The organism is Citrobacter arsenatis (assembly GCF_004353845.1).
Classification (GTDB): Bacteria; Pseudomonadota; Gammaproteobacteria; order Enterobacterales; family Enterobacteriaceae; genus Citrobacter; species Citrobacter arsenatis.
On record NZ_CP037864.1, the window covers coordinates 3007980 to 3032196 of the forward strand.

Genomic DNA, 24217 nt, shown 5'->3' on the forward strand with positions numbered 1-24217 from the left:
TTAACCTCATAGCGTTAGTCCGCCCATGAAGGTTTGTTCAGGATATGATCCTGCCAGTCACGCACTTCTGATTCTTTCACCGCAATATGACGAACTGAGATACGTTCACCGTGCATCGCCGCTTTGGACCCCGTCAGCAGCGGATGCCATTCCGGCAGTCCTTTTCCTTCCGCGAGCAAACGATAGGCGCAGGTCATTGGCAACCATTCAAAAGTCGGCAGATTATCGCGCGTCAGTTTGATGCAGTCAGGCTCGTACTCGAATCGACGTTCGTAATTACGGCACTGACAGGTCTTGATATTGAGTTGTTTACACGCGACGTTGGTAAAATAGATCTCGTCGGTGTCTTCATCCATCAGCTTATGCAGGCAGCATTGACCACACCCATCACATAATGACTCCCACTCGGCATCGGTCATTTCATCAAGGGTTTTACTTTGCCAGAAAGGTATGTCGCTCATCAGGGTTTCCGCTATTGCATTAAAGCTGCACCTTATAACCAGTCTGGCACGCTGATGCAAGTTTTGCCGCCCGAAAAGGCGGCAAGAAGAGATTACAGCACGCGGGTCGTCAGCGTTTGACCGTTAAAACTGATGGCCAGTTCATCACCGCTGCTTAATGGCCCTACGCCTGCTGGCGTGCCCGTCAGCACAACATCACCCGCTTTGAGAGTAAAGAAACGACTCATATAAGCAATCAAAGGAACGATGTGATGGATCATATCCGCCGTCGAGCCGTGCTGGCGCTGTTCACCGTTGACCGTTAATCCGAGCATCGTATCCTGCGGATCGCCGTTAAACTCCGCAACCGGAATAAAGCCTGACAGCGGGCAAGAGTTATCAAAACCCTTCGCTTTTTCCCATGGCTGCCCCGCCTTCTTCATTTTGCCCTGGATATCGCGCAGGGTCAGATCCAGCGCGACGCCATAACCGGCGATGGCTTTGCGCACATGATCTTCCGTCGCTTGCCGCAGGGTCGCGCCAATCAGCACAGCCAGCTCAACTTCATGGTGAACCGATCCCATATCAGATGGGATCACCAGCGGTTGGCGTATATCGCACAGCGCGGTTTCTGGTTTAATAAACAGCACCGGCTCTTCCGGGATGCTTCCCCCCATCTCTTTAATATGGTTAGCATAGTTACTTCCTACGCAAACCACCTTACTCACCGGATAATCCAGCAGAGCACCATGCCAGTTGTGATGTTGATACATTACTTTCCCCTAACGTAGTCATAGATTTCAGGTTCTGCATCGATGGAACGTGCTGCTGGCGGATGCAGTTTAACGTTTAGCGTCTGGTGTATTTTGTTTTGCCGCAGCCAGATGCTGTTTGAGTAAATCTTCTGGCGGCGGTGGTATTTGTAAATAATAGCCCTGCTCGGTTAGCGCCTGTTTTACTTTTTCAAGATCGGCATTAACCAATTTCTTTCGACCATCAAGCGGTAACATCATTGCCAGCGTCGGCTGACCAAATCCTTTCATCAGTTCTTCAGGAACGCGTGAGAAATCGTCTTTTTTTTCGACATATAAATAGGTCTGGTCACGTTTGCTGCTTCGGTAGATCACACAAAACATATCTTTTACTCTGAATTCACGGAATGGTGGCTTGCCTCAATATAATACTGACTATAACATGCCTTATAGTCTTCGGAATATCACCCCGCGCTGGGGATGATAAATAGCAAATTGAGTAAGGCCAGGATGTCAAACACGCCAATCGAGCTTAAAGGCAGTAGCTTCACCTTATCAGTGGTTCATTTACATGAAGCAGAACCCGAGGTTATTCGTCAGGCGTTAGAAGACAAAATCGCGCAGGCACCGGCTTTTTTAAAACATGCTCCCGTGGTGGTTAACGTGAGTGGTCTTGAAAGCCCGGTAAACTGGTCAGCGCTACAGAAAGTTGTCGCGTCTACCGGATTGCGCATTATTGGCGTTAGCGGATGCAAAGACGCCAGACTCAAGGCTGAAATCGACGAAATGGGTCTTCCTTTACTGACTGAAGGTAAAGAAAAAGCTATTCGTCCTGCGCCTGTTGAGGCCCCGGCTCCCGTCGCTCCGCCGCAAAACGTTACTCCCATCACAAAAACACGATTAATAAATGTGCCGGTTCGTTCCGGTCAGCGCATTTATGCTCCACAATGTGATCTGATTGTTACAAGCCACGTCAGTGCAGGCGCAGAGCTTATCGCTGATGGTAATATTCATGTTTATGGCATGATGAGAGGCCGTGCACTGGCAGGTGCAAGCGGCGATCGGGAAGCGCAAATTTTTTGTACCCACTTGACGGCAGAACTGGTGTCTATCGCAGGTGTTTATTGGCTGAGTGATAAAATCCCAGCAGAATTTTATGGCAAAGCGGCCCGTCTGCAATTAGCAGAGAACGCTTTGACAGTTCAACCGTTGAATTGATCCCTTTTTAACAAGGAATTTCTATGGCACGCATTATTGTTGTTACTTCGGGTAAAGGGGGCGTTGGCAAAACCACCTCCAGCGCGGCCATCGCTACAGGTTTGGCCCAGAAGGGAAAGAAAACTGTCGTTATTGATTTTGATATCGGCCTGCGTAACCTCGATCTGATTATGGGTTGTGAACGCCGCGTCGTTTACGACTTCGTCAACGTTATTCAGGGCGATGCGTCGTTAAATCAGGCGTTAATCAAAGATAAGCGTACCGAAAATCTCTTTATTCTTCCGGCCTCACAGACTCGCGATAAAGACGCGCTGACGCGTGAAGGCGTCGCGAAAGTGCTGGACGACCTGAAAACGATGGAATTCGACTTCATCGTCTGTGATTCCCCGGCAGGTATTGAAACCGGCGCGCTGATGGCCCTGTATTTTGCCGATGAAGCGATTATCACCACCAACCCGGAAGTCTCTTCTGTACGTGACTCTGACCGTATTCTGGGTATTCTGGCGTCGAAATCTCGTCGCGCGGAAAACGGTGAAGATCCGATTAAAGAGCATCTGTTGCTTACGCGCTACAACCCTGGCCGCGTAAATAAAGGTGACATGCTGAGCATGGAAGACGTACTGGAAATTCTGCGAATCAAGCTGGTTGGCGTGATTCCTGAAGATCAGTCAGTCCTGCGCGCGTCTAACCAGGGTGAGCCGGTTATTCTCGACATCAATGCTGATGCCGGTAAAGCCTATGCTGATACCGTAGACCGTCTGTTGGGAGAAGAACGTCCTTTCCGCTTCATTGAAGAAGAGAAGAAAGGTTTCCTCAAACGCCTGTTCGGAGGATAAGTTATGGCATTACTGGATTTTTTTCTCTCGCGGAAAAAGAGCACAGCGAACATCGCTAAAGAGCGACTGCAGATTATTGTTGCGGAACGTCGTCGTAGTGACGCCGAGCCACATTATTTACCGCAGCTGAGGAAAGATATTCTCGAGGTTATCTGCAAGTATGTACAAATTGATCCTGAAATGGTCACCGTACAGCTTGAGCAAAAAGACGGCGATATTTCTATCCTCGAACTTAACGTGACATTACCTGAAGCCGAAGAATCTAAATAACGGCTTTGCTCAGTGAGTCATTGTTACAAAAAAGGCAGATTATTCTGCCTTTTTTATTTTCTGTGTCTTGCCAGACTGTAGCACCATTATTCCAAAGTAAACTTTGGATAATTTTCCGCAAAATAGCTGCGCAAATACTCAACCGTAATACGGATTTTTGCCGATGTCGCCAGCCGGGAGACATAAACCGCCCATATATTGGCGGGTTGATAATACTCAGGCAATATATGCACCAGATGCCCGCTGGCAATGTTGTCGCAAACGTCCCACCACGAACGCAAAGCAATTCCCTGCCCATCCAGACACCATTGATGTACTACTTCGCCATGATTAGACGACAGCGGCCCCGTAACTTTAATCGAATGCGCGCCCTCTTTATTGCGCATTTGCCAGATACCAAACGGATGGTCGCGTTCTTTAATGACCAGGCAGGGAAAAGTAGAGAGATCGTTCAGTTGTTTCGGCACTCCATGCTGCGCCACAAACTCCGGCGAGGCGCACAGAATACGGTAGTTAGTCGCCAGCTTGCGGGCAATCAGGTTCGGCGCGATATCATCCCCGATACGAATATCGAGATCGACACCCTCATTCACCATATCCACCAGGCGGTCTTCAACATCAAACCTCAGCTCTAACTGCGGGTACTCTTTTGCCAGCGCAGACAACGCTGGAGCCACCACCCGGCGGCCAAAACCAAAGCTACTAATAATACGTAGCGTCCCCTGTGGGATTTGCCTGGCATCAGACAGCTCATCCATCATCTGATCGACATCCTGCAGGATCCGCTGCGCCCATTCGTAGATCCGTTCCCCCTCTTCCGTGATGGTTACGCGCCGCGTTGTCCGGTGCAATAGCACCACGTTCAGCGTCTGTTCCAGCAGGGCAACGCGCTTACTGATAAAAGCCGGAGATACGCCCAGCTCTTCGGCAACGGCGGCAAATCCAGCACGACGGGCAACCAGCATAAAGACGCGTAAATCATTTAACAGCGGCAGATTATTCATGATCTGTGTTTTATGTTTCACCAGTTAGGGGGATTAACTATTAATCAGTCAATTATAGGATAAGGGGAAAGTCAATTTTGATGGCGTACAAGTGAGAGCTGCTATGAAGAAAACCTGTCGTATTGCCGCTATCCCCGGAGATGGCATTGGTAAAGAAGTCCTGCCTGAAGGCATTCATGTGTTGCAGGCAGCCGCCGAACGTTGGGGATTGTCGCTCAGCTTTGAGCAAATGGAATGGGCCAGCTGCGAGTACTATGCCCATCACGGCAAGATGATGCCGGATGACTGGCATGAGCAGCTACAATCCTTCGATGCTATCTATTTTGGTGCCGTTGGCTGGCCGGACACCGTACCGGACCACATCTCATTATGGGGTTCACTGCTTAAGTTTCGCCGCGAATTTGACCAGTACGTCAACCTGCGCCCGGTGCGCCTGTTTCCGGGCGTCCCTTGCCCGCTGGCGGGCAAGCAGCCAGGCGACATTGATTTCTACGTCGTGCGTGAGAATACCGAGGGAGAATACTCTGCCCTCGGCGGACGCGTAAGCGAAGGTACCGAACACGAGGTGGTTATCCAGGAGTCGGTCTTCACCCGTCGCGGCGTGGATCGTATATTGCGGTACGCTTTCGAGCTGGCGCAAAACCGCCCGCGCAAAACCCTGACCTCGGCGACCAAATCTAACGGCCTGGCCATCAGCATGCCGTACTGGGACGAGCGCGTCGAAGCAATGGCGGCTAACTATCCCGAGATCCACTGGGATAAACAACATATCGATATACTCTGCGCCCGCTTTGTGATGCAGCCGGAGCGTTTTGACGTCGTGGTTGCTTCCAACCTGTTTGGCGACATCCTCTCCGATCTCGGTCCAGCCTGTACCGGAACGATTGGCATTGCGCCTTCTGCCAACTTAAACCCGGAACGCACCTTCCCGTCCCTGTTCGAGCCGGTACATGGTTCAGCCCCGGATATCTACGGCAAGAACATCGCCAACCCTATTGCAACTATCTGGGCTGGTGCCATGATGCTCGACTTCCTTGGTAACGGTGATGCTAACTATAAAGCTGCCCACGACGGCATTCTGGCGGCAATTGAGCAGGTCATTGCCAGCGGCCCGAAAACGCCGGATATGAAAGGCAACGCCACCACCCAACAGGTGGGCGAAGCCATCTCTCGGGCACTGCGTTAGAGGTCAAACCACGAAATATGAGCCGCGTCACTGACGCGGCTTTTTTATGCGTTTTATGGCATCAATAACCTGCGCCAATTCACCTTTTATTATTTCCGTTCCGTGTTTTATTGCTTCACGCATCGAGTAATTGTTTAATTCATGTAAAGAACAAATAATAAAATTGTTAAAAATAAAAATCGCTGATTCCCTACAGCATGATAACAACGACAGGCTAATGCCATACGCGGGCAACTGTGCCCAGGAGATCCCATGTTGAGCAACGTTAAGAAAAAAGACATGCCGCTGATAGCCATCAGCCTGGTGGCTATTCTTTTCATCGCCGCCACACTTAGTCTCTTCCCTCAGCAGTCTGCACAAGTCGCAAATACCCTTTTTAACGGCGTTACCCGGATGCTGGGTTCCGCCGTGCAGATCCTCGTTCTGATGGCGATGGGTCTGGTCGTCTGGCTGGCCACCAGCAAATACGGCAACATTCGTCTGGGAGAAGGAAAAGCGGAATACAGCACGCTGTCCTGGCTGTTTATGTTTATTTGTGCCGGACTAGGTTCCTCCACGCTCTACTGGGGCGTTGCTGAGTGGGCCTATTATTACCAGACCCCTGGTCTGAATATCGCGCCGCACTCGCAAAAAGCGCTGGAATACAGCTTACCCTACTCTTTTTTCCATTGGGGAATCAGCGCCTGGGCGACCTATACGCTGGCTTCATTAACCATGGCCTACCACTTCCATGTACGTAAAAACAAAGGGCTGAGCCTGTCCGGAATAATCGCCGCTATCACCGGCGTGCATCCGCAGGGCGTCTGGGGCCGGCTGGTTGATTTGATGTTCCTGATCGCGACAGTTGGCGCGTTAACCATCTCTCTGGTTGTCACCGCCGCCACCTTTACCCGCGGTTTAGCTGCTCTCACAGGTTTACCGGATAACTTCACCGTACAGGCGTTTGTTATTCTGTTCTCTGGCGGCATTTTCTGTCTGAGCTCCTGGATTGGCATCAACAACGGCTTGCAACGTCTGAGCAAAATGGTCGGCTGGGGGGCTTTTTTACTGCCGCTGCTGGTGCTGATTGTCGGCCCGACCGAGTTCATCACCAACAACATCATTAACGCCATCGGTCTGACGACACAAAACTTTTTGCAGATGAGCCTGTTCACCGACCCGCTCGGCAACGGTGAGTTCACCCGCAACTGGACGGTGTTCTACTGGCTTTGGTGGATCTCCTACACCCCAGGCGTGGCAATGTTTGTCACTCGCGTATCCCGTGGTCGCAAAATCAAAGAGGTTATCTGGGCGTTAATCCTCGGTAGTACCGTTGGCTGCTGGTTCTTCTTTGGCGTGATGGAAAGCTACTCCATTCACCAGTTTGTGACCGGTGTGATCGACGTACCGCAGATTATGGCCACGTTAGGTGGCGAAACAGCCGTACAGCAAGTACTGATGTCGTTGCCGGCCGGGAAACTGTTCCTGGTGGCGTATCTGGCGATCATGATTATTTTCCTCGCCTCGCATATGGATGCCGTCGCCTACACCATGGCGGCCACCAGCACGCGTAACCTGCAGGAAGGGGAAGATCCGCAGCGTAGCTTACGACTGTTCTGGTGCGTGGTCATCACCCTGATCCCATTATCGATTTTGTTCACCGGCGCGTCCCTGGAAACCATGAAGACCACGGTGGTTCTGACCGCACTTCCCTTCCTCGCCATTCTGTTAGTGAAGGTTGGCGGTTTTCTTCGTTGGGTACGGCAGGACTATGCCCACGTTCCTGCACATCAAATTGAAAGTCATCTTCCCGAAACGCCAGTGGACGTCCCCGTCGTACCACCGGCCGGGACATTACTCAAAGGCGATAATTAAGCGCCAGCAAAAAATCCTCTTACTCACAAATTAAAGGTATTCCAATGAGCAATCTGAGCCCTGAGTTTATTCTGCCGCAAAATTTCTGTGCCAACCCGCAGGACGCCTGGACGATCCCTGCCCGGTTCTATACCGACCATCAGGCTTTCGAGCACGAGCAGGAGAAAGTGTTCGCTAAGAGCTGGATTTGCGTCGCCCACAGTAGCGAGCTGGCGAAACCCAATGACTATGTTACCCGGGAAGTGATCGGCGAGAACATCGTGCTGGTACGTGGTCGCGATAACGTGCTGCGCGCATTCTACAACGTTTGCCCGCATCGCGGTCATCAGTTACTCAGCGGCGAAGGGAAAGCGAAAAATGTGATTACCTGCCCTTACCACGCCTGGGCGTTCAAGCTTGACGGCAACCTGGCGCATGCGCGTAACTGCGAAAACGTCGCCAACTTTGACAGTGAGAAAGCGCACCTCACCCCGGTACGGCTGGAAGAATATGCCGGATTCGTGTTTATCAACATGGATCCGAACGCGGGCAGCGTGGAAGAACAACTCCCAGGTCTTGCAGACAAAGTTATCGAAGCCTGCCCTGATGTGCATGACCTGAAACTGGCGGCGCGCTTTACGACCCGTACTCCAGCCAACTGGAAGAATATTGTCGATAACTATTTGGAGTGCTACCACTGCGGCCCGGCTCACCCTGGTTTTTCCGACTCGGTTCAGGTTGATCGTTACTGGCACACCATGCACGGCAACTGGACGCTGCAATACGGTTTCGCCAAACCGTCAGAGCAGTCATTTAAGTTCGAAGAAGGTGTTGATGCCGCCTTCCACGGATTCTGGCTGTGGCCGTGCACCATGCTCAACGTCACGCCAATCAAAGGCATGATGACCGTTATCTACGAATTCCCGGTGGATGCAGAAACCACGCTGCAAAACTATGACATCTACTTCACCAACGAAGAGCTGACCGAAGAGCAGAAACAACTGATCGAATGGTATCGCAACGTCTTCCGCCCTGAAGATTTACGTCTGGTTGAAAGCGTCCAAAAAGGGCTGAAATCGCGCGGGTATCGCGGTCAAGGCCGCATTATGGCCGACACCAGCGGCAGCGGTATCTCCGAACATGGCATTGCCCATTTCCATAATCTGGTCGCACAGGTGTTTCAGGAATAACCAGGGGCTGTAACGACAGGTTCCGGCGCATCGTTAAGCCGCGCCGGACAGATTTTTTAGGGAGTGCCGCAATGTCTGATTATCAAATGCAAGAAGTCCGGGTCAGCCGGATTGAGACGATTACCGCGCAGGTAAAACGCTTTACCTTAACGGCGACATCAGGCGAGCCGTTGCCCGCGTTTCAGGGTGGCAGCCATATTATCGTGCAGATGCGTGATGGTGAAAACCTATACAGCAATGCGTACTCGCTGATGAGTTCACCCTTCGATACCAGCGCCTGGCAGATCGCCGTACGACTGGAAGAAGCATCCAAAGGCGGCTCACGATATCTGCACCAAAAGGTCAAACCCGGCGACACGCTCACGATCTCCACACCAAACAATCTCTTCGCCCTCGCCCCTCAGGCACAGAAACATCTGTTGATTGCCGGTGGTATCGGCATTACACCGTTTTTATCGCAGATCCCGGAGCTGGAACACTCTCAGGCAGAGTGGCAGCTACATTATTGCTCTCCAGGCCAGGACAACTGCGCATTTCATGACGAACTCCTGCAACACCCCAGCGCCGGTCGCATTCATCTGCACCTGTCAAGCGCAGGCACCCGCCTTGATTTAGCCCGCCTGCTGGCCGATGTTGAACCCGGCACGCACATTTACACCTGCGGGCCAGCGGTGCTCAACGATGCCGTCAGAGAAGCGGCTTCCCGCCATGGGCTGGACAGCAATACGCTACATTTCGAACAATTTGCGTTGGAAGATAAAAGCGGTGACGCCTTTACCCTGGTGCTGGCGCGTTCCGGGCGTGAGTTTGTGGTCCCGGAAGAGATGACCATTTTGCAGGTTATTGAAAATAACAAAGCCGCGCGCGTTGAGTGCCTGTGCCGGGAAGGCGTTTGCGGCACCTGCGAAACGACGATTCTTGAAGGGGAAGCGGATCACCGCGATCAGTATTTCAGCGACGACGAAAAAGCCAGCCAGCAGAGCATGCTCATTTGCTGCTCACGCGCCAAAGGTAAGCGCCTGGTACTTGATTTGTAACGTTGCACAGGCCGGGTCAACAAGAGCGTGACCCGGCAACTCTGATAACTTACTGCGGGTATTCCTGCAACAGCGCGTTGAGACGATCGGACATCAGTTCGCCACGCCAGCCGGAAACCAGCTCCGGCAGGGTCTGCTGCGGCTTTAATTTCCAGTGCCAGTTGAGCAACTGGTTGATCTGACGACGTGAAGCCAGCAGTTCGACGCTGAGATTTTGTTCTGCGCTCACTTCTGCAACCAGCGCCTTAATGGCTTTGAACGCCTTGCGATACCCTGGCATATCCATCAAATTCAGCAGCGGCTGCGGCAGCGACTCTTCCGGTAAAGCTTGCGCCTTTTCTACCAGGGAAATCAGCGTCTTGCCGTGGAAGCGAATTTCGCTCCCGGAAAGGCCCAGGCTATCCAGTTCACCCAGGCTGCCCGGCATATAACGGGCTACCGACCACAGATGCTCTTCACGCACCACGAAGTTTACCGCCAGATCGCGCTCACGCGCTTTGCGCAGTCGCCAGTCGGCAAGCAGTTGCAGACAGGCCAACTGACGGGTACGCAATTGCCAGGCGTTGGTGATGTCGCGCCAGGCATCCTCTGGTGCCAGAATATCCTGGCGACGCTGCTGCATCAAGCGGCATTCGTCCAGCGCGGCAGGCAGCCAACCGCTGGCTTCAGTTTCAGCCATCAGCTTTGTGGTGATCGGTAACAGATACCAGACGTCAGCCGCCGCGTATTCGCACTGACGCTCAGTCAGCGGTCTGGCCAACCAGTCGGTACGCGACTCGCTTTTGTCGAGCGCCACGCCCGTAAACTCTTCCACCATCGCGGCGAATCCCCACGACAGCGGACGACCGCAAAAAGCGGCCAGGATTTGTGTGTCAATCAACGGCTGCGGAAGTTCGCCAAAAGCGTTGAGAAACACTTCCAGGTCTTCGCTTCCCGCATGCAGGAATTTGGTGATGGCGGTATCACGTAGAATATCGCGCAATGGCGACCAGTCGGTGATCCCCTGCGGATCAATCAGAGCAACGTGTTTGCCATCAAACAGCTGGATCAGCCCCAACTGCGGATAATAGGTACGCGTGCGAACAAATTCTGTATCCAGGGCTATCGCCGGAAATTCACGGACGGCTTCACACAGCGTGGCCAACGCGTCGTCCGTGGTGATCATTTGATAATTCAAATCGTGCTCTCTTAGGTTTGCGCCAAAAAAAACGCCGGATTACCCGGCGTTTTCTACTGGCTGACTTAACGCTCAGCCTTTATTGTCCACTTTGGCGCGCGCTTCGTCACGTAATTCTCGTCGCAAAATTTTACCGACGTTAGATTTCGGCAGCTCATCGCGAAACTCCACCAGCTTCGGTACTTTATAACCCGTCAGGTGACGACGACAGAAAGTGACCAGCGCCTCATCGGTTAACGAGGCATCTTTCTTCACCACGAAAATTTTTACTGCTTCACCGCTGCTGCCTGAAGGAACGCCAACTGCAGCCACTTCCTGCACGCCAGGATGTTGCATAACCACGTCTTCAATTTCGTTCGGATAAACGTTAAAGCCGGAGACCAGGATCATATCTTTTTTACGATCGACAATTCGCAGGAAGCCTTCTTCATCCATCACCGCAATATCGCCGGTGTGCAGCCAGCCGTCTTTAACGATTTCGTCAGTGGCGTCTGGTCGCTGCCAGTAGCCCAGCATCACCTGCGGACCTTTCACGCACAGTTCGCCCGGTTCTCCCGGCGGCACTTCGTTGTCGTCGTCATCCACCAGTTTGACCTCGGTGGAAGGAACAGGTAACCCGATACTGCCGCTATGGTAGTCGATATCGTGCGGGTTGACGCTCACCAGCGGGGCGCACTCCGTCAGACCATAGCCTTCCAGCAGATACTGCCCCGTCAGCTTCACCCAACGTTCAGCTACCGCCTGTTGAACCGGCATGCCGCCGCCTGCTGAAAGGTGCAGTGACGAGAAATCCAGTTGCTGGAACTCTTTGTTATTCAGCAGCGCGTTAAACAGCGTATTGACGCCGGTCATCGCGGTGAACGGATACTTCGCCAGCTCTTTTACCAGCCCTGGAATATCACGCGGGTTAGTAATCAGCAGGTTTTGACCGCCCAGCTCAATAAACAGCAGGCAGTTCATCGTTAGCGCAAAAATGTGATACAGCGGTAGGGCCGTTACCACCAACTCTTTACCCGGATGCAGCAACGGGCCATAGGTGGCGTTAACCTGCTCCAGATTAGCCAGCATGTTACGGTGCGTGAGCATCGCGCCTTTCGCCACGCCGGTTGTCCCGCCGGTATATTGCAGGAACGCCAAATCTTCCGACACTACTTCAGGCTTCACGTACTGCATGCGATAACCGTTTTGCAGCGCACTGCGAAACGAGATGGCATCCGGCAGGTGATATTTCGGCACCAGCCGCTTGATATACTTGACGACGAAGTTGACCAGCGTCCCTTTAGCGGTTGACAGCTGATCGCCCATCCGCGTCAGGATAACGTGTTGCACCGACGTTTTGTCGACCACTTTTTCCAACGTGTGGGCAAAGTTAGACACGATGACAATTGCCGACGCGCCGCTGTCGTTAAGCTGATGTTCCAGCTCGCGAGGCGTGTACAGCGGGTTCACGTTCACGACGATCATGCCGGCACGTAAAATCCCAAACAGTGCGACCGGATATTGCAGCAGGTTCGGCATCATCAGCGCGACGCGATCGCCCTTTTTCAGCCCGAGTCCTTGTTGCAAATAGGCCGCAAATGCCCGGCTACGTTCTTCAAGCTTGCGGAAGGTCATCACCTCCCCCATGTTTACAAACGCAGGCTGATCGGCATACCGTCTTACTGAGTGTTCAAAGAGTTCCACCAGGGATTGATAACGGTCAGGATTGATCTCCGCAGGAACACCAGCGGGATAACGGTTAAGCCAAACCTTTTTCAATACATCACCTCTAAAATGCGTATTCGTCGTCATCACAACCCCAGGCAATAAACAAACTGTTAACATAATATTAACTCAGCGTACCAGTTTGTTTATTACACAACGACAAGGTTGCGAAGCACGTCACTATTTATTTTTCTTATATCCACGTTAATGCAGAAACAGCGGACGAGCCGCTGTTTCTTTTACTAATAAAACAAAGAGTTACTCAGTTACTATGGTCTGAACCTGTGCCGGACCGGGATTGTACCATCCCCATCCGCCATAGCCACCGTAAGGCCAGCCGCGCGCACCGTAAAACCAGGGGTCGATAGGCTGAGGTGGCATAACAATTTGCTGAGTAATATGCCAGCGTTTATAGCCGGTTACCTGCATCAGCATGAATTTATACGGCGTATTACCGATTTTTCCGTCCACCGTACCGGTAATCGGACCGACGACGGTAACCAGTTGTCCACGAAAGTCCACCGGGTCGAGGAAGCCATTTACATCAGCATATATCCGCCCACGGGAGGCTTCGCCCAGCACGGGTCGTGCTCCACTATCAAGCGGTACGGTGGCAATTTCCAGACGGGATTTTCCCTGCTGGTTCTGAATATCCACCACTTTGCCGCCGAAACGTGCTTCCTGACCAACATACAACTGCGGCGCATTCATCACCCGCACCAGATCCTGCTGCGGCGTAGGGCTAGAACCTTTAATCGCGTCCGGGATAGTGACGCAGCCGCTAAGCATCAACGCGAATGCGCCCGCCATCACACCTTTCAATAACTGCTTTTGCACCGCCATATTGCGACTCCCTTTTCTTAGCTTTTGCCCCGGCCTGTTCACAGTGCTGTGCACCGACGTCTGTGTAAATTAACCGGGGATGTACTACTAAGATTCATTCTTTACCGGGAAGTTTCTTCCACGCTACGGTGTTACGTAAATAAACCGGTTCAGCATGTTCAACCGCCACGGTCTTACCGGCAGCCAGCATTTGCGTGGCGACAGGCAACATGTCTTCAGCCGCCGGAAGCAACACGTCGCCATCGCTGAGGGTCAAACCGCTGTCTTTACCAAGCTCAGGCCAGGCAGGCCAGCCCGTCCCGACCGTTACCCACTCGCCAGACAGTTGCAGTAAACGCTCATGCACCTGCTCAGGGGTTAACACCGCTTCGGTTTCTTCGCCACGCCAGTTGCCGCTTTCATCACGCTGGTATTCGGCCCAGTAGACTTCGCCCATTCGTGCATCAATTGCCGCCAGTACGCGGGTCGCGCCTGACTTGCGCCAGGCTCCCTGCGCCATTGTTGCGAGGGTGGAAACGCCGATCATGGGTAAATTCGCGCCTAACGCCAGCCCCTGAGCAATGCCAATCCCAATACGTACGCCGGTGAAACTGCCGGGACCGCGACCAAACGCCAGGGCGTCGATATCGGTTAACGTGAGATCGCCAGCGGCAAGGATTTCCTCGACCATCGGTAAAATTCGTTGGGTATGTTCTCGTGGGCAAAGCTCGAAATGAGCCTTGATAGTACCGTCATTCCACAGGGCAACAGAGCACGCCTCTGTGGCGGTATCGATAGCCAGAATTCGCATGGGTATTTGTGATCAGATCAAATAAATTTGGCGCGCATCTTACCACACTCCGTAACAAATTACTCAGTCGTTGGTATGGCAAGAAAGCGAACAGCGCGAGCAATGTCACGCGTGCGCGGCGCAGGCGGAAGGCTCGCCAGGAAGGTGGCGCCGTAAGGTCGCATCACCAGACGATTGTCGCAAATCACCAGCACCCCGCGGTCATCGGCATCACGAATCAAGCGGCCCACCCCCTGTTTCAGGGTGATGACCGCATCCGGCAACTGGACGTCTTCAAACGGATCGCCGCCGCGCAAACGACAGTCCTCCATTCGGGCTTTTAACAGCGGGTCGTCCGGCGACGTAAACGGCAGTTTATCGATTATCACCAGCGACAGCGTATCGCCGCGCACGTCCACGCCTTCCCAGAAGCTGCTGGTGGCAACCAGTAGCGCATTACCTGCGCTGACAAACTGCTGTAGCAGTTGTCCTTTGCTGGTTTCGCCCTGCAGCAGGACAGGAAGCGTCATGGTGGCGCGGAATTGTTCCGCCAGATCGCGCATCATCGCGTGTGAGGTACACAGCATAAAGCAGCGTCCATTATTCGCTTCGATAATGGGACGCAGCATGGAGGCCAACTGACGCGCAGCCCCCGGCTGATTGGTTTGCGGGAGATTACGCGGCACGCACAGTAGCGCCTGGCGGGTGTAATCAAAGGGACTGGGCAGCAGCATCGACTCGGCATCTTCAATTCCCAGCCGCGCGGTGAAATGATGAAGATCATCGTTTACCGACAGCGTCGCGGAGGTAAAAATCCAGCAGCCCGGCTTTTGTTCCATCACCTCTTTGAATTTGTCCGCCACCGTGAGCGGCGTAAGCGCGAGGGTGAAATGGCGGGAGGTGCATTCATACCAGTAGCTGAAACCAGGCTGGTTTATCTCTTTCAGACGCTTCAGACGAGCGCGGTAAAGCGTGGCGCGTTCAAACGCGGCATCCAGTAAAGCCGAACGTCCGAGGGATAGTTTCGCCACGTCGTAACACAGCTCCAGCGTGTCATCGAGCAACAAAAATGCGCGCTGCACGCGCTGGTCGGCCAGCAGTTCGCGCAGATTTCCGCGATAGCCCGGCTCACCTAGCTGTAAACGGAAGTCCTGAGCGCTTTGCGCCAACCGGTCAGCGCATTTTTGCAGCTGCTGAGTGTCTTTCAGCTCAGTGCGATAGGCAATGGTGATGTCTTTGGCCAAATCCAGCAGTTGGCGGCTGGAGAGCGATTGACCAAAGTACTGGCTGGCGATATCCGGTAACTGGTGCGCTTCATCGAAGATCATCACCTCCGCTTCCGGGATCAGCTCGCCAAACCCACTCTCCTTCACCACCATATCAGCGAGAAACAGATGGTGGTTTACCACGACTACATCCGCATCCATCGCTTTTTTGCGCGCTTTAACGACAAAGCACTCTTTGTACAGCGGGCAGTCGCTGCCGAGACAATTATCGTTAGTGCTGGTCACCAGCGGCCAGGCCTGAGAATCTTCCGCCACGCTGACGCAGGTGCTGATGTCGCCATCAAGGGTTTGATTTGACCACGAGCGTAACAGAATGACGTCGCTTAAGGTTTGTACCGGCAGGTCACCCCCGGCCAGCGCCTGTTGTTCAAGGCGCTCAAGGCACAGATAGTTTGAACGTCCTTTCAGCAGCGCCAGTTTACCAGTGAATTCCAGCGCTTTCGCAACGGTCGGAAGATCGCGGCTATAAAGCTGATCCTGCAACGCCTTCGAGCCCGTGGAGACAATAACCTTCTTTCCGGCGCGCAGCGCGGGGGCAAGATAAGCGTAGGTTTTACCCGTTCCGGTTCCGGCTTCAACCACCAGCGGTTGCGATTTTTCAATAGCATGGCTGACCGCGAAGGCCATCTGCCGCTGTGGTTCACGCGGTTTAAAACCGGGTATCGCTTTAGCCAACTGACCGTCTGCTGCAAAATCGTCCGTCACACTGCCCCCTGTTCATTTGAACAGGGATTATGTCAGGCCAGCGTGTCTTTCGCCAGTTGAAGAGGTGACGTGGACACAACATTATGGCAGTCTTGGCGCAAGCCAAAGCCATTATGAAAAAACGTAAATGAGGAATGATTTATGACGATTGTGCGCATTGATGCCGAAGCGCGTTGGTCCGACGTAGTTATCCACAACAACACGCTGTATTACACCGGCGTGCCGGAAAATCTGGATGCCGACGCTTTTGAGCAAACGGCAAATACGCTGGCGCAAATTGATGCGGTACTGGAAAAACAGGGCAGCAACAAGTCACGTATTCTTGATGCCACCCTGTTCCTGGCGGACAAAAACGATTTTGCTGCCATGAACAAAGCCTGGGACGCGTGGGTTGTTGCAGGCCACGCGCCGGTACGTTGTACTGTTCAGGCTGGGTTGATGAACCCGAAGTACAAAGTTGAGATTAAAATTATCGCTGCGGTTTAAGCGGCGTTACTCGTCTTCATCTTCAAAACGCGCCACGATCCGCTCGCCGGTATGGCTGGCGCGTAACTCTTCAGCAACCAAAGCAATGGCTTGTCCGCTGCTCATCCCTTGCGACATCAGTTCCTGAATACGCTCTACCGCTTTTTGCTGCTGCTCATGACTGAGTGAAGGTAAACCTGCAAACATTGTTAACTCCTGCTAAATTGTCTGCGCTAATTATTTCATGCTACCGGGCAGTTAGCCAGTAGAGTAGCAACGAGTCAGGACTGATGAAGACGTTATCTCCCGCAGTAATCACATTACCCTGGCGTCAGGACGCCGCTGAACGCTATTTTTCGACCCTAAGCCATCTGCCCTGGGCGATGCTGTTGCATTCTGGTCACGCCGACCATCCGCATAACCGCTTTGATATTCTGGTGGCGGATCCCGTTGCCACATTAGTTACGTGCGGCGAAGAAACCGTTGTGCATGACGAACACGCCACCGTGCGCACGCTTGATGACCCAATGACGGTATTGCACTCCGTTCTCAGCGCACGCAATATTCACCCAGATTATCACCCGGACCTGCCATTTCAGGGCGGCGCGTTAGGTCTGTTGGGTTACGATCTTGGCCGACGCTTTGAATCCCTGCCCGCTATTGCCGAGCGCGACATTGCACTTGCGGATATGGCGATAGGCATTTACGACTGGGCGCTGATTGTCGATCACCAGTTACAGACCGTATCCCTGCTCAGCCATACCGATGTCGAGGCACGACTGCAATGGCTCGACGCACAACAACCGCCAACGCATGAGCCGTTTACGTTAACCTCGGCGTGGCAGTCCAATATGAGCCGCGCCGAGTACGGCGAGAAGTTCCGCCGGGTCCAGAGTTATCTGCACAGCGGCGACTGTTATCAGGTCAATCTTGCCCAACGTTTTCAGGCGCATTATCAGGGCGATGAGTGGCAAGCATTTGTCAGACTCAATCGCGCCAACCGCGCCCCGTTCAGCGCGTTTATTCGTCTTGAGGAAGGCGCAATCCTCAGCCTTTCGCCAGAACGTTTTATTCTGCTGGAAAACCAGCACATCCAGACGCGTCCGATTAAAGGCACATTGCCAAGGCTTGAAGATGCCGTTGCCGATCGTGAGCAGGCTCAGAGACTGGCGCATTCAGCGAAGGATCGTGCGGAAAATCTGATGATCGTCGATTTGATGCGTAATGATATTGGCCGCGTTGCCGTACCGGGTTCGGTACAGGTTCCGGAGCTGTTTGTCGTCGAACCGTTCCCTGCCGTTCATCATTTAGTCAGCACCATTACCGCTCGTCTGCCAGAGTCGTTGCACGCCACCGATCTGCTGCGCGCCGCCTTCCCCGGCGGCTCTATTACCGGCGCACCGAAAGTGCGGGCGATGGAAATTATTGACGAACTGGAGCCGCACAGACGTAATGCCTGGTGCGGTAGCATTGGCTATCTGAGTTTTTGCGGCAATATGGATACCAGTATCACCATTCGCACGCTGACGGCCACAAACGGGCAGATTTATTGCTCCGCAGGCGGTGGAATTGTGGCGGACAGTCAGGAAGACGCTGAATACCAGGAAACGTTTGATAAAGTGAATCGTATTTTGCACCAACTGGAGAATTGACACGTGGAATACAGTAGCCTGACGCTTGATGATTTTTTATCGCGCTTCCAACTCCTGCGTCCGCAGGTCAATCATGCCGCGTTAAATCAGCGTCAGGCCGCCGTACTGATCCCCGTCGTACGCCGTGCGCAGCCGGGGTTGCTGTTAACTCAGCGATCCGTTCATCTGCGTAAACACGCCGGACAGGTCGCCTTTCCCGGCGGCGCGGTGGATAGCAGCGATGCCTCGTTAATTGCCGCCGCCCTTCGCGAAGCAGAGGAAGAAGTGGCAATTCCTCCTTCATGCGTTGAGGTGATCGGTGTTCTGCCGCCGGTCGACAGCGTTACCGGATTCCAGGTCACCCCGGTGGTAGGTATTATCCCGCCAAATTTGCCGTATCGCGCAAGTGAAGACGAAGTCTCCGCCGTGTTCGAAATGCCGCTGGCGCAGGCCCTGCATTTAGGTCGTTATCACCCTCTGGATATCTACCGCCGCGGCGATTCACATCGTGTATGGCTTTCCTGGTATGAGCAATATTTCGTCTGGGGAATGACCGCCGGAATAATTCGTGAGCTGGCGCTGCAAATTGGCGTCAAGCCCTGACTATACTTATCTTTACGCACACCATAGACAACTTGAAACTCAGGTCACAACATTAGTAAAACCGCGGTTATCTATTAGTTTAATTCATGTGAATAGTTAAGCCGATCGCCGCGTTCCCTCTTACACTATGCGCAGTTATAACATCGTTACTGGAAACCCCAGTCGCCCTGTAGGAGTATTATCGTGATTAGTCTATTCGACATGTTTAAGGTGGGGATTGGTCCCTCATCTTCCCATACCGTAGGGCCTATGAAGGCGGGTAAACAGTTCGTCGATGACCTGGTCGAAAAAGGATTACTGGACAGCGTTACTCGTGTCGCCGTCGACGTGTATGGTTCACTGTCGCTCACGGGTAAAGGTCACCACACCGATATCGCCATTATTATGGGTCTGGCGGGCAATGAGCCTGCTACCGTGGATATTGACAGCATCCCCGGATTTATCCGCGACGTAGAAACGCGCGGCCGCCTGCTGCTTGCGCAGGGGCAACACGAAGTTGATTTCCCGCAGAATGACGGGATGCGTTTTCACAACGGCAACCTGCCGCTGCATGAAAACGGGATGCAGATCCATGCGTACAATGGCGAAACCGTCATTTACAGCAAAACTTACTACTCCATCGGCGGTGGCTTTATCGTTGATGAAGAACATTTTGGTCAGGATGCAGCAGGCGAGGTCAGCGTACCTTATCCGTTCAAATCCGCCACTGAAATGCTGGAATACTGCAACAGCACCGGCCTGTCTCTCTCTGGTATGGCGATGCAGAACGAACTTGCTCTGCACAGTAAAAAAGAGATTGAAGAGTACTTTGGTAACGTCTGGCAGACCATGCAGGCTTGCATCGATCGCGGTATGAACACCGAAGGCGTACTGCCGGGTCCACTGCGCGTTCCTCGTCGTGCTTCAGCCCTGCGTCGTATGCTGGTTTCCAGCGATAAGCTGTCCAACGATCCGATGAACGTGATCGACTGGGTGAACATGTTTGCACTGGCCGTTAACGAAGAAAACGCCGCAGGTGGCCGCGTAGTGACCGCACCGACTAACGGTGCGTGCGGTATCGTGCCTGCGGTACTGGCCTATTACGATCATTTCATCGAGTCCGTCAGCCCGGATATCTATACCCGTTATTTCCTGGCTGCCGGCGCGATCGGCGCGTTGTACAAAATGAACGCATCCATCTCTGGTGCTGAAGTGGGTTGTCAAGGTGAAGTGGGCGTAGCCTGCTCCATGGCTGCCGCAGGTCTGGCTGAACTGTTAGGCGCGAGCCCTGAGCAAGTGTGTGTTGCTGCCGAAATCGGTATGGAACATAACCTCGGCTTAACCTGCGATCCGGTTGCCGGTCAGGTACAGGTTCCGTGCATCGAACGCAATGCCATTGCTTCAGTGAAGGCGATCAACGCTGCACGTATGGCGATGCGCCGCACCAGTGCTCCACGCGTCTCGCTGGATAAAGTCATTGAGACCATGTACGAAACAGGTAAAGACATGAACGCCAAATACCGCGAAACATCACGCGGTGGCCTGGCAATCAAAGTTCAATGTGACTAATACTTAATTTTCGCCCATCTGCGACGGATGGGCGATTTTGCCCCCTCGTCTTCGTCTACTGTAATTTTCCCCACTACACTTGCTCTGTTGCTGTTGGCTTCTGTGACCAACGGCTTATCGGGCGGCCCGCATGCAAACAGCACAACGGATCATTAAAAACTATCGCCGGAATCGTTTAATCGTCTGCACAATATGTGCACTACTGACGCTCATCCTTACATTAACTGTCCGATTTATTTCGGAGCGTAATTTAAATCATCGCAATACCGTCACCTTTGCCAACCACGCCGTCGAAGAGTTGGATGACGTGCTTTTGCCACTACAGACCGGACGTGATTTGCTGCTGCCGTTGATTGGTCTCCCCTGCTCAGTAGCACGTTTACCTTTGAGTAAACATGCTGCCAGACTGCAAACGGTGCGTTCTATCGGCCTGATTCAGGGCGGGATCCTTTATTGCTCCAGCATTTTTGGCTATCGCAATGTGCCTATTCGTCAACTGGAGCCTGAATTACCCAGTCGGGAGCCACAGCTGCTGCTGTCTACCGACCATTCGTTGATTAAAGGCAGCCCGATTCTGACGCAATGGTATCCTTCGTCTGCCGATGGCGAAGATGGCGTACTGGAAATCGTTAATATTGATCTATTGTCATCCATGTTGCTTGAACCCCAGCCGCCGCAAATTACCAATGCCAGCTTAACCGTCGGTAATCGCCATTTGCTATATGGACAAGGTGTTGTCGATACGCTCCCTGAACTAAATAATGAAAAGCGCTACCAGCTCTCATCGCAACATTTCCCTTTTACCATCAGCGTCACCGGTCCGGGCGCCAGCGAACTGGCCTTTAAACACCTGCCAACACAGCTCCCGCTGGCGGTGATCCTGAGTTTACTAGTGGGTTACCTGGCATGGCTGGCGACCGCCAGCAGAATGAGCTTCTCCTGGGAGATCAATCTGGCCCTTGCGGCACGGGAGTTTGAGCTGTTTTGCCAGCCGCTACTGAATGCACAAACTCAGCAATGTATGGGTGTGGAAATCCTGTTACGCTGGAATAACCCGCGCCAGGGTTGGATCTCTCCCGAAGTATTTATTCCCATCGCCGAGGAGCACAATCTGATTGTGCCGCTTACCCGTCATGTCATCGCAGAAACCATTCAGCAGCGGCACGTTTTCCCGATGAGCAGCCAGTTTCATATTGGGATTAATGTCGCCGCCAGCCATTTTCGTAACGGCACGCTGCTAAAAGATCTAAATCAGTATTGGTTTAGCCAGCATCCCATTCAGCAGTTGGTTATCGAACTGACCGAACGCGATGCCTTACTGGATGTGGATTATCGGATTGTACGCGAACTAAATCGCTTTGGCGTAAAACTGGCGATTGACGATTTTGGCACTGGCAACAGCTCGCTCTCCTGGCTGGAAAAACTTCGCCCGGATGTGCTGAAAATCGATAAATCATTTACTTCAGCAATAGGAACAGACGCCGTGAACTCAACCGTCACAGACATCATTATCGCTTTGGGGAAAAAATTGAATATAGAACTGGTGGCGGAAGGGGTTGAAACACAGGCGCAGGCCCAGCATTTACGCCGACACGGCGTACATTTATTACAAGGTTTTTTGTATGCGAAGCCAATGCCACTGCGTGATTTCCCTAAATGGCTGGCGGGCAGCACGCCGCCGCCCGCCCGGCATAACGGGCGACACAGTATGCCCGTTATGCCGTTTCGCTAAACCCGGTTACTCGTCTTCGTCGTGAACGGGTTGTTCTTTAACAATGCGAACTAAATCCACACGATAGTCATTCGCTTCGACAATCGTAATGCTCAGCGGCGCAACGTCGATAACATCACCTACACGTGGAATATGGCCGTTAGCCGCAATGACTAAACCTGCCACCGTGGCGATGTCTTCGTCTTCATTCACTAACGTATCCACGTCCAACGCCTGTTGCAACGCATGCAGATCGGTACCGCCTTTCACCAACCAACCGCCTGCATCAGCAATAATTTCAGGCGTTTCATCGGCATCCGGGAATTCACCGGCGATAGCTTCTAATACGTCGAGCGGCGTAACCAGACCTTGCACGACGCCAAACTCGTTAGTGACGATGACAAAGCTACCGCGGGCACGGCGCAGAACCCCTAACAGATTGATTGGATCCAGTGTTTCCGGGACAACGATAGCCGGAGAGGCAGAGGCAATCGCCGCCACATCCACACCATCTTCCAGCGCTACCAGCAGTTCTTTGGCACGGACGATACCGATAATTTCGTCCAGTTCACCGCGACATACCGGGAACAGGCTGTGCGGGGACGAGAGCAATTGCTCGCGAATTTCCGCCACGCTCAGGTCCGCGTCAACCCAACTAATTTCACCACGCGGCGTCATAATGCCACGTAATGAACGCGAGGCCAGGGAGAGGACGCCGTTGATCATATAGCGTTCTTCTTCCACAAATGCGCCTTCCGGAACGGGAACAGGTACCGGATTGTCGGATTCCATCTGCGCGCTGGCCTGACGTTTACCGCCCATCAGACGCAGGATTGCATCGGCAGTGCGCGCACGCAGCGGCAGAGTCGACTGGTGGCGAATAAAGTTACGGCGAGCAATCTGGTTAAACAACTCAATAATGATTGAGAAGCCAATCGCCGCATACAGATAGCCTTTCGGAATATGGAAACCAAACCCTTCGGCAACCAGACTCAGACCGATCATCAACAGGAAGCTCAGACACAGCACCACCACCGTCGGATGTTGGTTCACAAATCGCGTCAGCGGCTTAGAAGCCAGTAGCATCACCGCCATAGCAATCACGACCGCCGCCATCATGACTGGCAGATGGTTGACCATACCGACCGCAGTAATAACGGCATCCAGCGAGAACACCGCATCAAGAATGACGATCTGCGTCACGACAACCCAAAAGCTCGCATACCCTTTCGTCTGCCCGGTATCATGTTCACGGTTTTCCAGCCGCTCATGCAGTTCTGTCGTAGCCTTGAACAAGAGGAAAATACCACCCAGCAGCATAATCAGATCGCGGCCTGAGAACGCATAGTCCATTACCGTAAACAGCGGCTTTGTCAGCGTCACCATCCACGAAATCACGGACAACAAGCCCAGACGCATAATCAGTGCCAGTGACAAACCGATTAGACGCGCTTTATCTCGCTGTTTTGGCGGCAGCTTATCAGCCAGGATCGCAATGAAGACCAGGTTATCAATACCCAGAACAATTTCGAGAACGACAAGCGTGAGCAAACCCACCCAAATCTGCGGGTCCATTAATAATTCCATGACAAGCTCCTGCTTAAGGAATGACCAAACTGCGCGCTGAGGATCTCAGGCGTTAACGCGATATGCAGAGAAAGTTTGTGGCAAAAAGTGCCAATCTGACAGGCGCAACGCGGCCTGATGGTGAAATGACGTCGGTGACGATCCATATGGTGGGCTACTGCCCTATACTCCTGAGTAATTAAACAGATGCTAAACATAACAGAGACAACCGGTTTTTAGCAAAGATTTACCTTCCTTTGCAATAAGTTGTTTCGGAGATATTTTACCCTTCGAAATTTCTTTTCATCGGAAGTTAAATTACGGATCTTCATCACATAAAATATTTTTTTCGATATCTAAAATAATTCACGAAAATCATAGGTTTTTTCTTTGTAACCCTTATCTGAATCGATTCGATTGCGGACGACGATTCAAATACATCT

24 protein-coding genes are annotated in these 24217 nt (G+C 52.7%); 12 read left to right on the plus strand and 12 right to left on the minus strand.

Annotated elements, in window-relative coordinates:
- Nucleotides 1-14: 14 nt before the first annotated feature.
- The 3 genes from E1B03_RS15645 to E1B03_RS15655 form a co-directional block, all read right to left on the minus strand.
- On the minus strand, nucleotides 15-461 hold the full coding sequence (locus E1B03_RS15645; protein WP_003020944.1) for a YcgN family cysteine cluster protein: 447 nt from the start codon (nucleotides 459-461) through the stop codon (nucleotides 15-17).
- A 92-nt stretch (nucleotides 462-553) separates the two neighbouring features.
- On the minus strand, nucleotides 554-1213 hold the full coding sequence (locus E1B03_RS15650) for a fumarylacetoacetate hydrolase family protein (protein WP_133086546.1): 660 nt from the start codon (nucleotides 1211-1213) through the stop codon (nucleotides 554-556).
- Nucleotides 1214-1282: 69 nt separating this feature from the next.
- Nucleotides 1283-1576 (minus strand): YcgL domain-containing protein, encoded by a 294-nt coding sequence (locus tag E1B03_RS15655; RefSeq protein WP_003020949.1) that lies wholly within the window; start codon nucleotides 1574-1576, stop codon nucleotides 1283-1285.
- A 126-nt stretch (nucleotides 1577-1702) separates the two neighbouring features.
- Between E1B03_RS15655 and minC the strand changes: the two genes are divergently transcribed.
- The 3 genes from minC to minE are packed head-to-tail and all read left to right on the plus strand — an operon-like array spanning nucleotide 1703 to nucleotide 3516.
- On the plus strand, nucleotides 1703-2410 hold the full coding sequence (minC, locus tag E1B03_RS15660; protein WP_003833736.1) for a septum site-determining protein MinC: 708 nt from the start codon (nucleotides 1703-1705) through the stop codon (nucleotides 2408-2410).
- 23 nt (nucleotides 2411-2433) lie between these two features.
- A complete protein-coding gene (minD, locus tag E1B03_RS15665; protein ID WP_003020956.1) occupies nucleotides 2434-3246 on the plus strand; it encodes a septum site-determining protein MinD in 813 nt (270 codons plus the stop codon).
- A gap of 3 nt (nucleotides 3247-3249) precedes the next feature.
- Nucleotides 3250-3516, plus strand: coding sequence for a cell division topological specificity factor MinE (gene minE / locus E1B03_RS15670; RefSeq protein ID WP_001185666.1), 267 nt, complete (start codon nucleotides 3250-3252; stop codon nucleotides 3514-3516).
- Nucleotides 3517-3602: 86 nt separating this feature from the next.
- Here minE and E1B03_RS15675 read toward each other — a convergent pair whose 3' ends face one another.
- A complete protein-coding gene (locus E1B03_RS15675; RefSeq protein ID WP_133086547.1) occupies nucleotides 3603-4520 on the minus strand; it encodes a LysR family transcriptional regulator in 918 nt (305 codons plus the stop codon).
- Nucleotides 4521-4623: 103 nt separating this feature from the next.
- On the opposite strand from E1B03_RS15675, the gene E1B03_RS15680 reads away from it, so the two are divergent.
- From E1B03_RS15680 to E1B03_RS15695, 4 genes are all read left to right on the plus strand, one after another.
- Nucleotides 4624-5706 carry a tartrate dehydrogenase gene (locus tag E1B03_RS15680; RefSeq protein ID WP_103771145.1) on the plus strand — a complete coding sequence of 361 codons (1083 nt, stop codon included), beginning with the start codon at nucleotides 4624-4626 and terminating at the stop codon, nucleotides 5704-5706.
- Between the two features lie 252 nt (nucleotides 5707-5958).
- Entirely contained in the window at nucleotides 5959-7560 is a 1602-nt protein-coding gene (locus E1B03_RS15685; protein WP_133086548.1) for a BCCT family transporter, read from the plus strand.
- Nucleotides 7561-7604: 44 nt separating this feature from the next.
- Nucleotides 7605-8729 carry a carnitine monooxygenase, oxygenase subunit YeaW gene (yeaW, locus tag E1B03_RS15690; RefSeq protein ID WP_003833746.1) on the plus strand — a complete coding sequence of 375 codons (1125 nt, stop codon included), beginning with the start codon at nucleotides 7605-7607 and terminating at the stop codon, nucleotides 8727-8729.
- 71 nt (nucleotides 8730-8800) lie between these two features.
- Entirely contained in the window at nucleotides 8801-9766 is a 966-nt protein-coding gene (locus E1B03_RS15695) for a PDR/VanB family oxidoreductase (protein WP_133086549.1), read from the plus strand.
- Nucleotides 9767-9815: 49 nt separating this feature from the next.
- On the opposite strand, the gene rnd is transcribed toward E1B03_RS15695, so the two are convergent.
- The 5 genes from rnd to yoaA form a co-directional block, all read right to left on the minus strand.
- Nucleotides 9816-10931, minus strand: a complete 1116-nt coding sequence (gene rnd / locus E1B03_RS15700) for a ribonuclease D (protein ID WP_133087236.1) — start codon at nucleotides 10929-10931, stop codon at nucleotides 9816-9818.
- An 84-nt stretch (nucleotides 10932-11015) separates the two neighbouring features.
- Entirely contained in the window at nucleotides 11016-12701 is a 1686-nt protein-coding gene (fadD, locus tag E1B03_RS15705) for a long-chain-fatty-acid--CoA ligase FadD (RefSeq protein WP_133086550.1), read from the minus strand.
- A 204-nt stretch (nucleotides 12702-12905) separates the two neighbouring features.
- The gene (locus tag E1B03_RS15710) at nucleotides 12906-13490 is read right to left on the minus strand and encodes a Slp family lipoprotein (RefSeq protein ID WP_133086551.1); all 585 of its coding nucleotides are present in this window, start codon (nucleotides 13488-13490) and stop codon (nucleotides 12906-12908) included.
- Nucleotides 13491-13584: 94 nt separating this feature from the next.
- Complete coding sequence (gene tsaB, locus E1B03_RS15715; RefSeq protein WP_103771151.1) at nucleotides 13585-14280, minus strand: tRNA (adenosine(37)-N6)-threonylcarbamoyltransferase complex dimerization subunit type 1 TsaB; 696 nt, start codon at nucleotides 14278-14280, stop codon at nucleotides 13585-13587.
- 59 nt (nucleotides 14281-14339) lie between these two features.
- Nucleotides 14340-16250 carry a DNA repair helicase YoaA gene (yoaA, locus tag E1B03_RS15720; protein WP_043016048.1) on the minus strand — a complete coding sequence of 637 codons (1911 nt, stop codon included), beginning with the start codon at nucleotides 16248-16250 and terminating at the stop codon, nucleotides 14340-14342.
- A gap of 141 nt (nucleotides 16251-16391) precedes the next feature.
- On the opposite strand from yoaA, the gene E1B03_RS15725 reads away from it, so the two are divergent.
- Nucleotides 16392-16736, plus strand: coding sequence for a RidA family protein (locus E1B03_RS15725; RefSeq protein WP_003020984.1), 345 nt, complete (start codon nucleotides 16392-16394; stop codon nucleotides 16734-16736).
- 6 nt (nucleotides 16737-16742) lie between these two features.
- Here the strand turns inward: E1B03_RS15725 and E1B03_RS15730 are convergent, their stop codons facing one another.
- Nucleotides 16743-16922 carry a YoaH family protein gene (locus tag E1B03_RS15730; protein ID WP_003020986.1) on the minus strand — a complete coding sequence of 60 codons (180 nt, stop codon included), beginning with the start codon at nucleotides 16920-16922 and terminating at the stop codon, nucleotides 16743-16745.
- An 83-nt stretch (nucleotides 16923-17005) separates the two neighbouring features.
- Here E1B03_RS15730 and pabB point away from each other — a divergent pair, with 83 nt between their 5' ends.
- The 4 genes from pabB (at nucleotide 17006) to E1B03_RS15750 (ending at nucleotide 22229) form a co-directional block, all read left to right on the plus strand.
- Nucleotides 17006-18367, plus strand: a complete 1362-nt coding sequence (gene pabB / locus E1B03_RS15735) for an aminodeoxychorismate synthase component 1 (RefSeq protein ID WP_103771153.1) — start codon at nucleotides 17006-17008, stop codon at nucleotides 18365-18367.
- A 3-nt stretch (nucleotides 18368-18370) separates the two neighbouring features.
- Nucleotides 18371-18949 (plus strand): CoA pyrophosphatase, encoded by a 579-nt coding sequence (locus E1B03_RS15740; RefSeq protein ID WP_103771154.1) that lies wholly within the window; start codon nucleotides 18371-18373, stop codon nucleotides 18947-18949.
- Between the two features lie 183 nt (nucleotides 18950-19132).
- Nucleotides 19133-20497, plus strand: a complete 1365-nt coding sequence (gene sdaA, locus E1B03_RS15745) for an L-serine ammonia-lyase (RefSeq protein WP_103771155.1) — start codon at nucleotides 19133-19135, stop codon at nucleotides 20495-20497.
- Nucleotides 20498-20627: 130 nt separating this feature from the next.
- A complete protein-coding gene (locus tag E1B03_RS15750) occupies nucleotides 20628-22229 on the plus strand; it encodes an EAL domain-containing protein (protein WP_103771156.1) in 1602 nt (533 codons plus the stop codon).
- A 6-nt stretch (nucleotides 22230-22235) separates the two neighbouring features.
- Here E1B03_RS15750 and yoaE read toward each other — a convergent pair whose 3' ends face one another.
- Both yoaE and E1B03_RS26740 read right to left on the minus strand, forming a co-directional pair.
- Nucleotides 22236-23795, minus strand: coding sequence for a CNNM family cation transport protein YoaE (gene yoaE, locus E1B03_RS15755; RefSeq protein ID WP_103771157.1), 1560 nt, complete (start codon nucleotides 23793-23795; stop codon nucleotides 22236-22238).
- Nucleotides 23783-23992, minus strand: a complete 210-nt coding sequence (locus E1B03_RS26740; RefSeq protein ID WP_103771158.1) for a protein YoaL — start codon at nucleotides 23990-23992, stop codon at nucleotides 23783-23785. The genes yoaE and E1B03_RS26740 overlap by 13 nt, the downstream gene beginning before the upstream one ends.
- Nucleotides 23993-24217 lie beyond the last annotated feature (225 nt).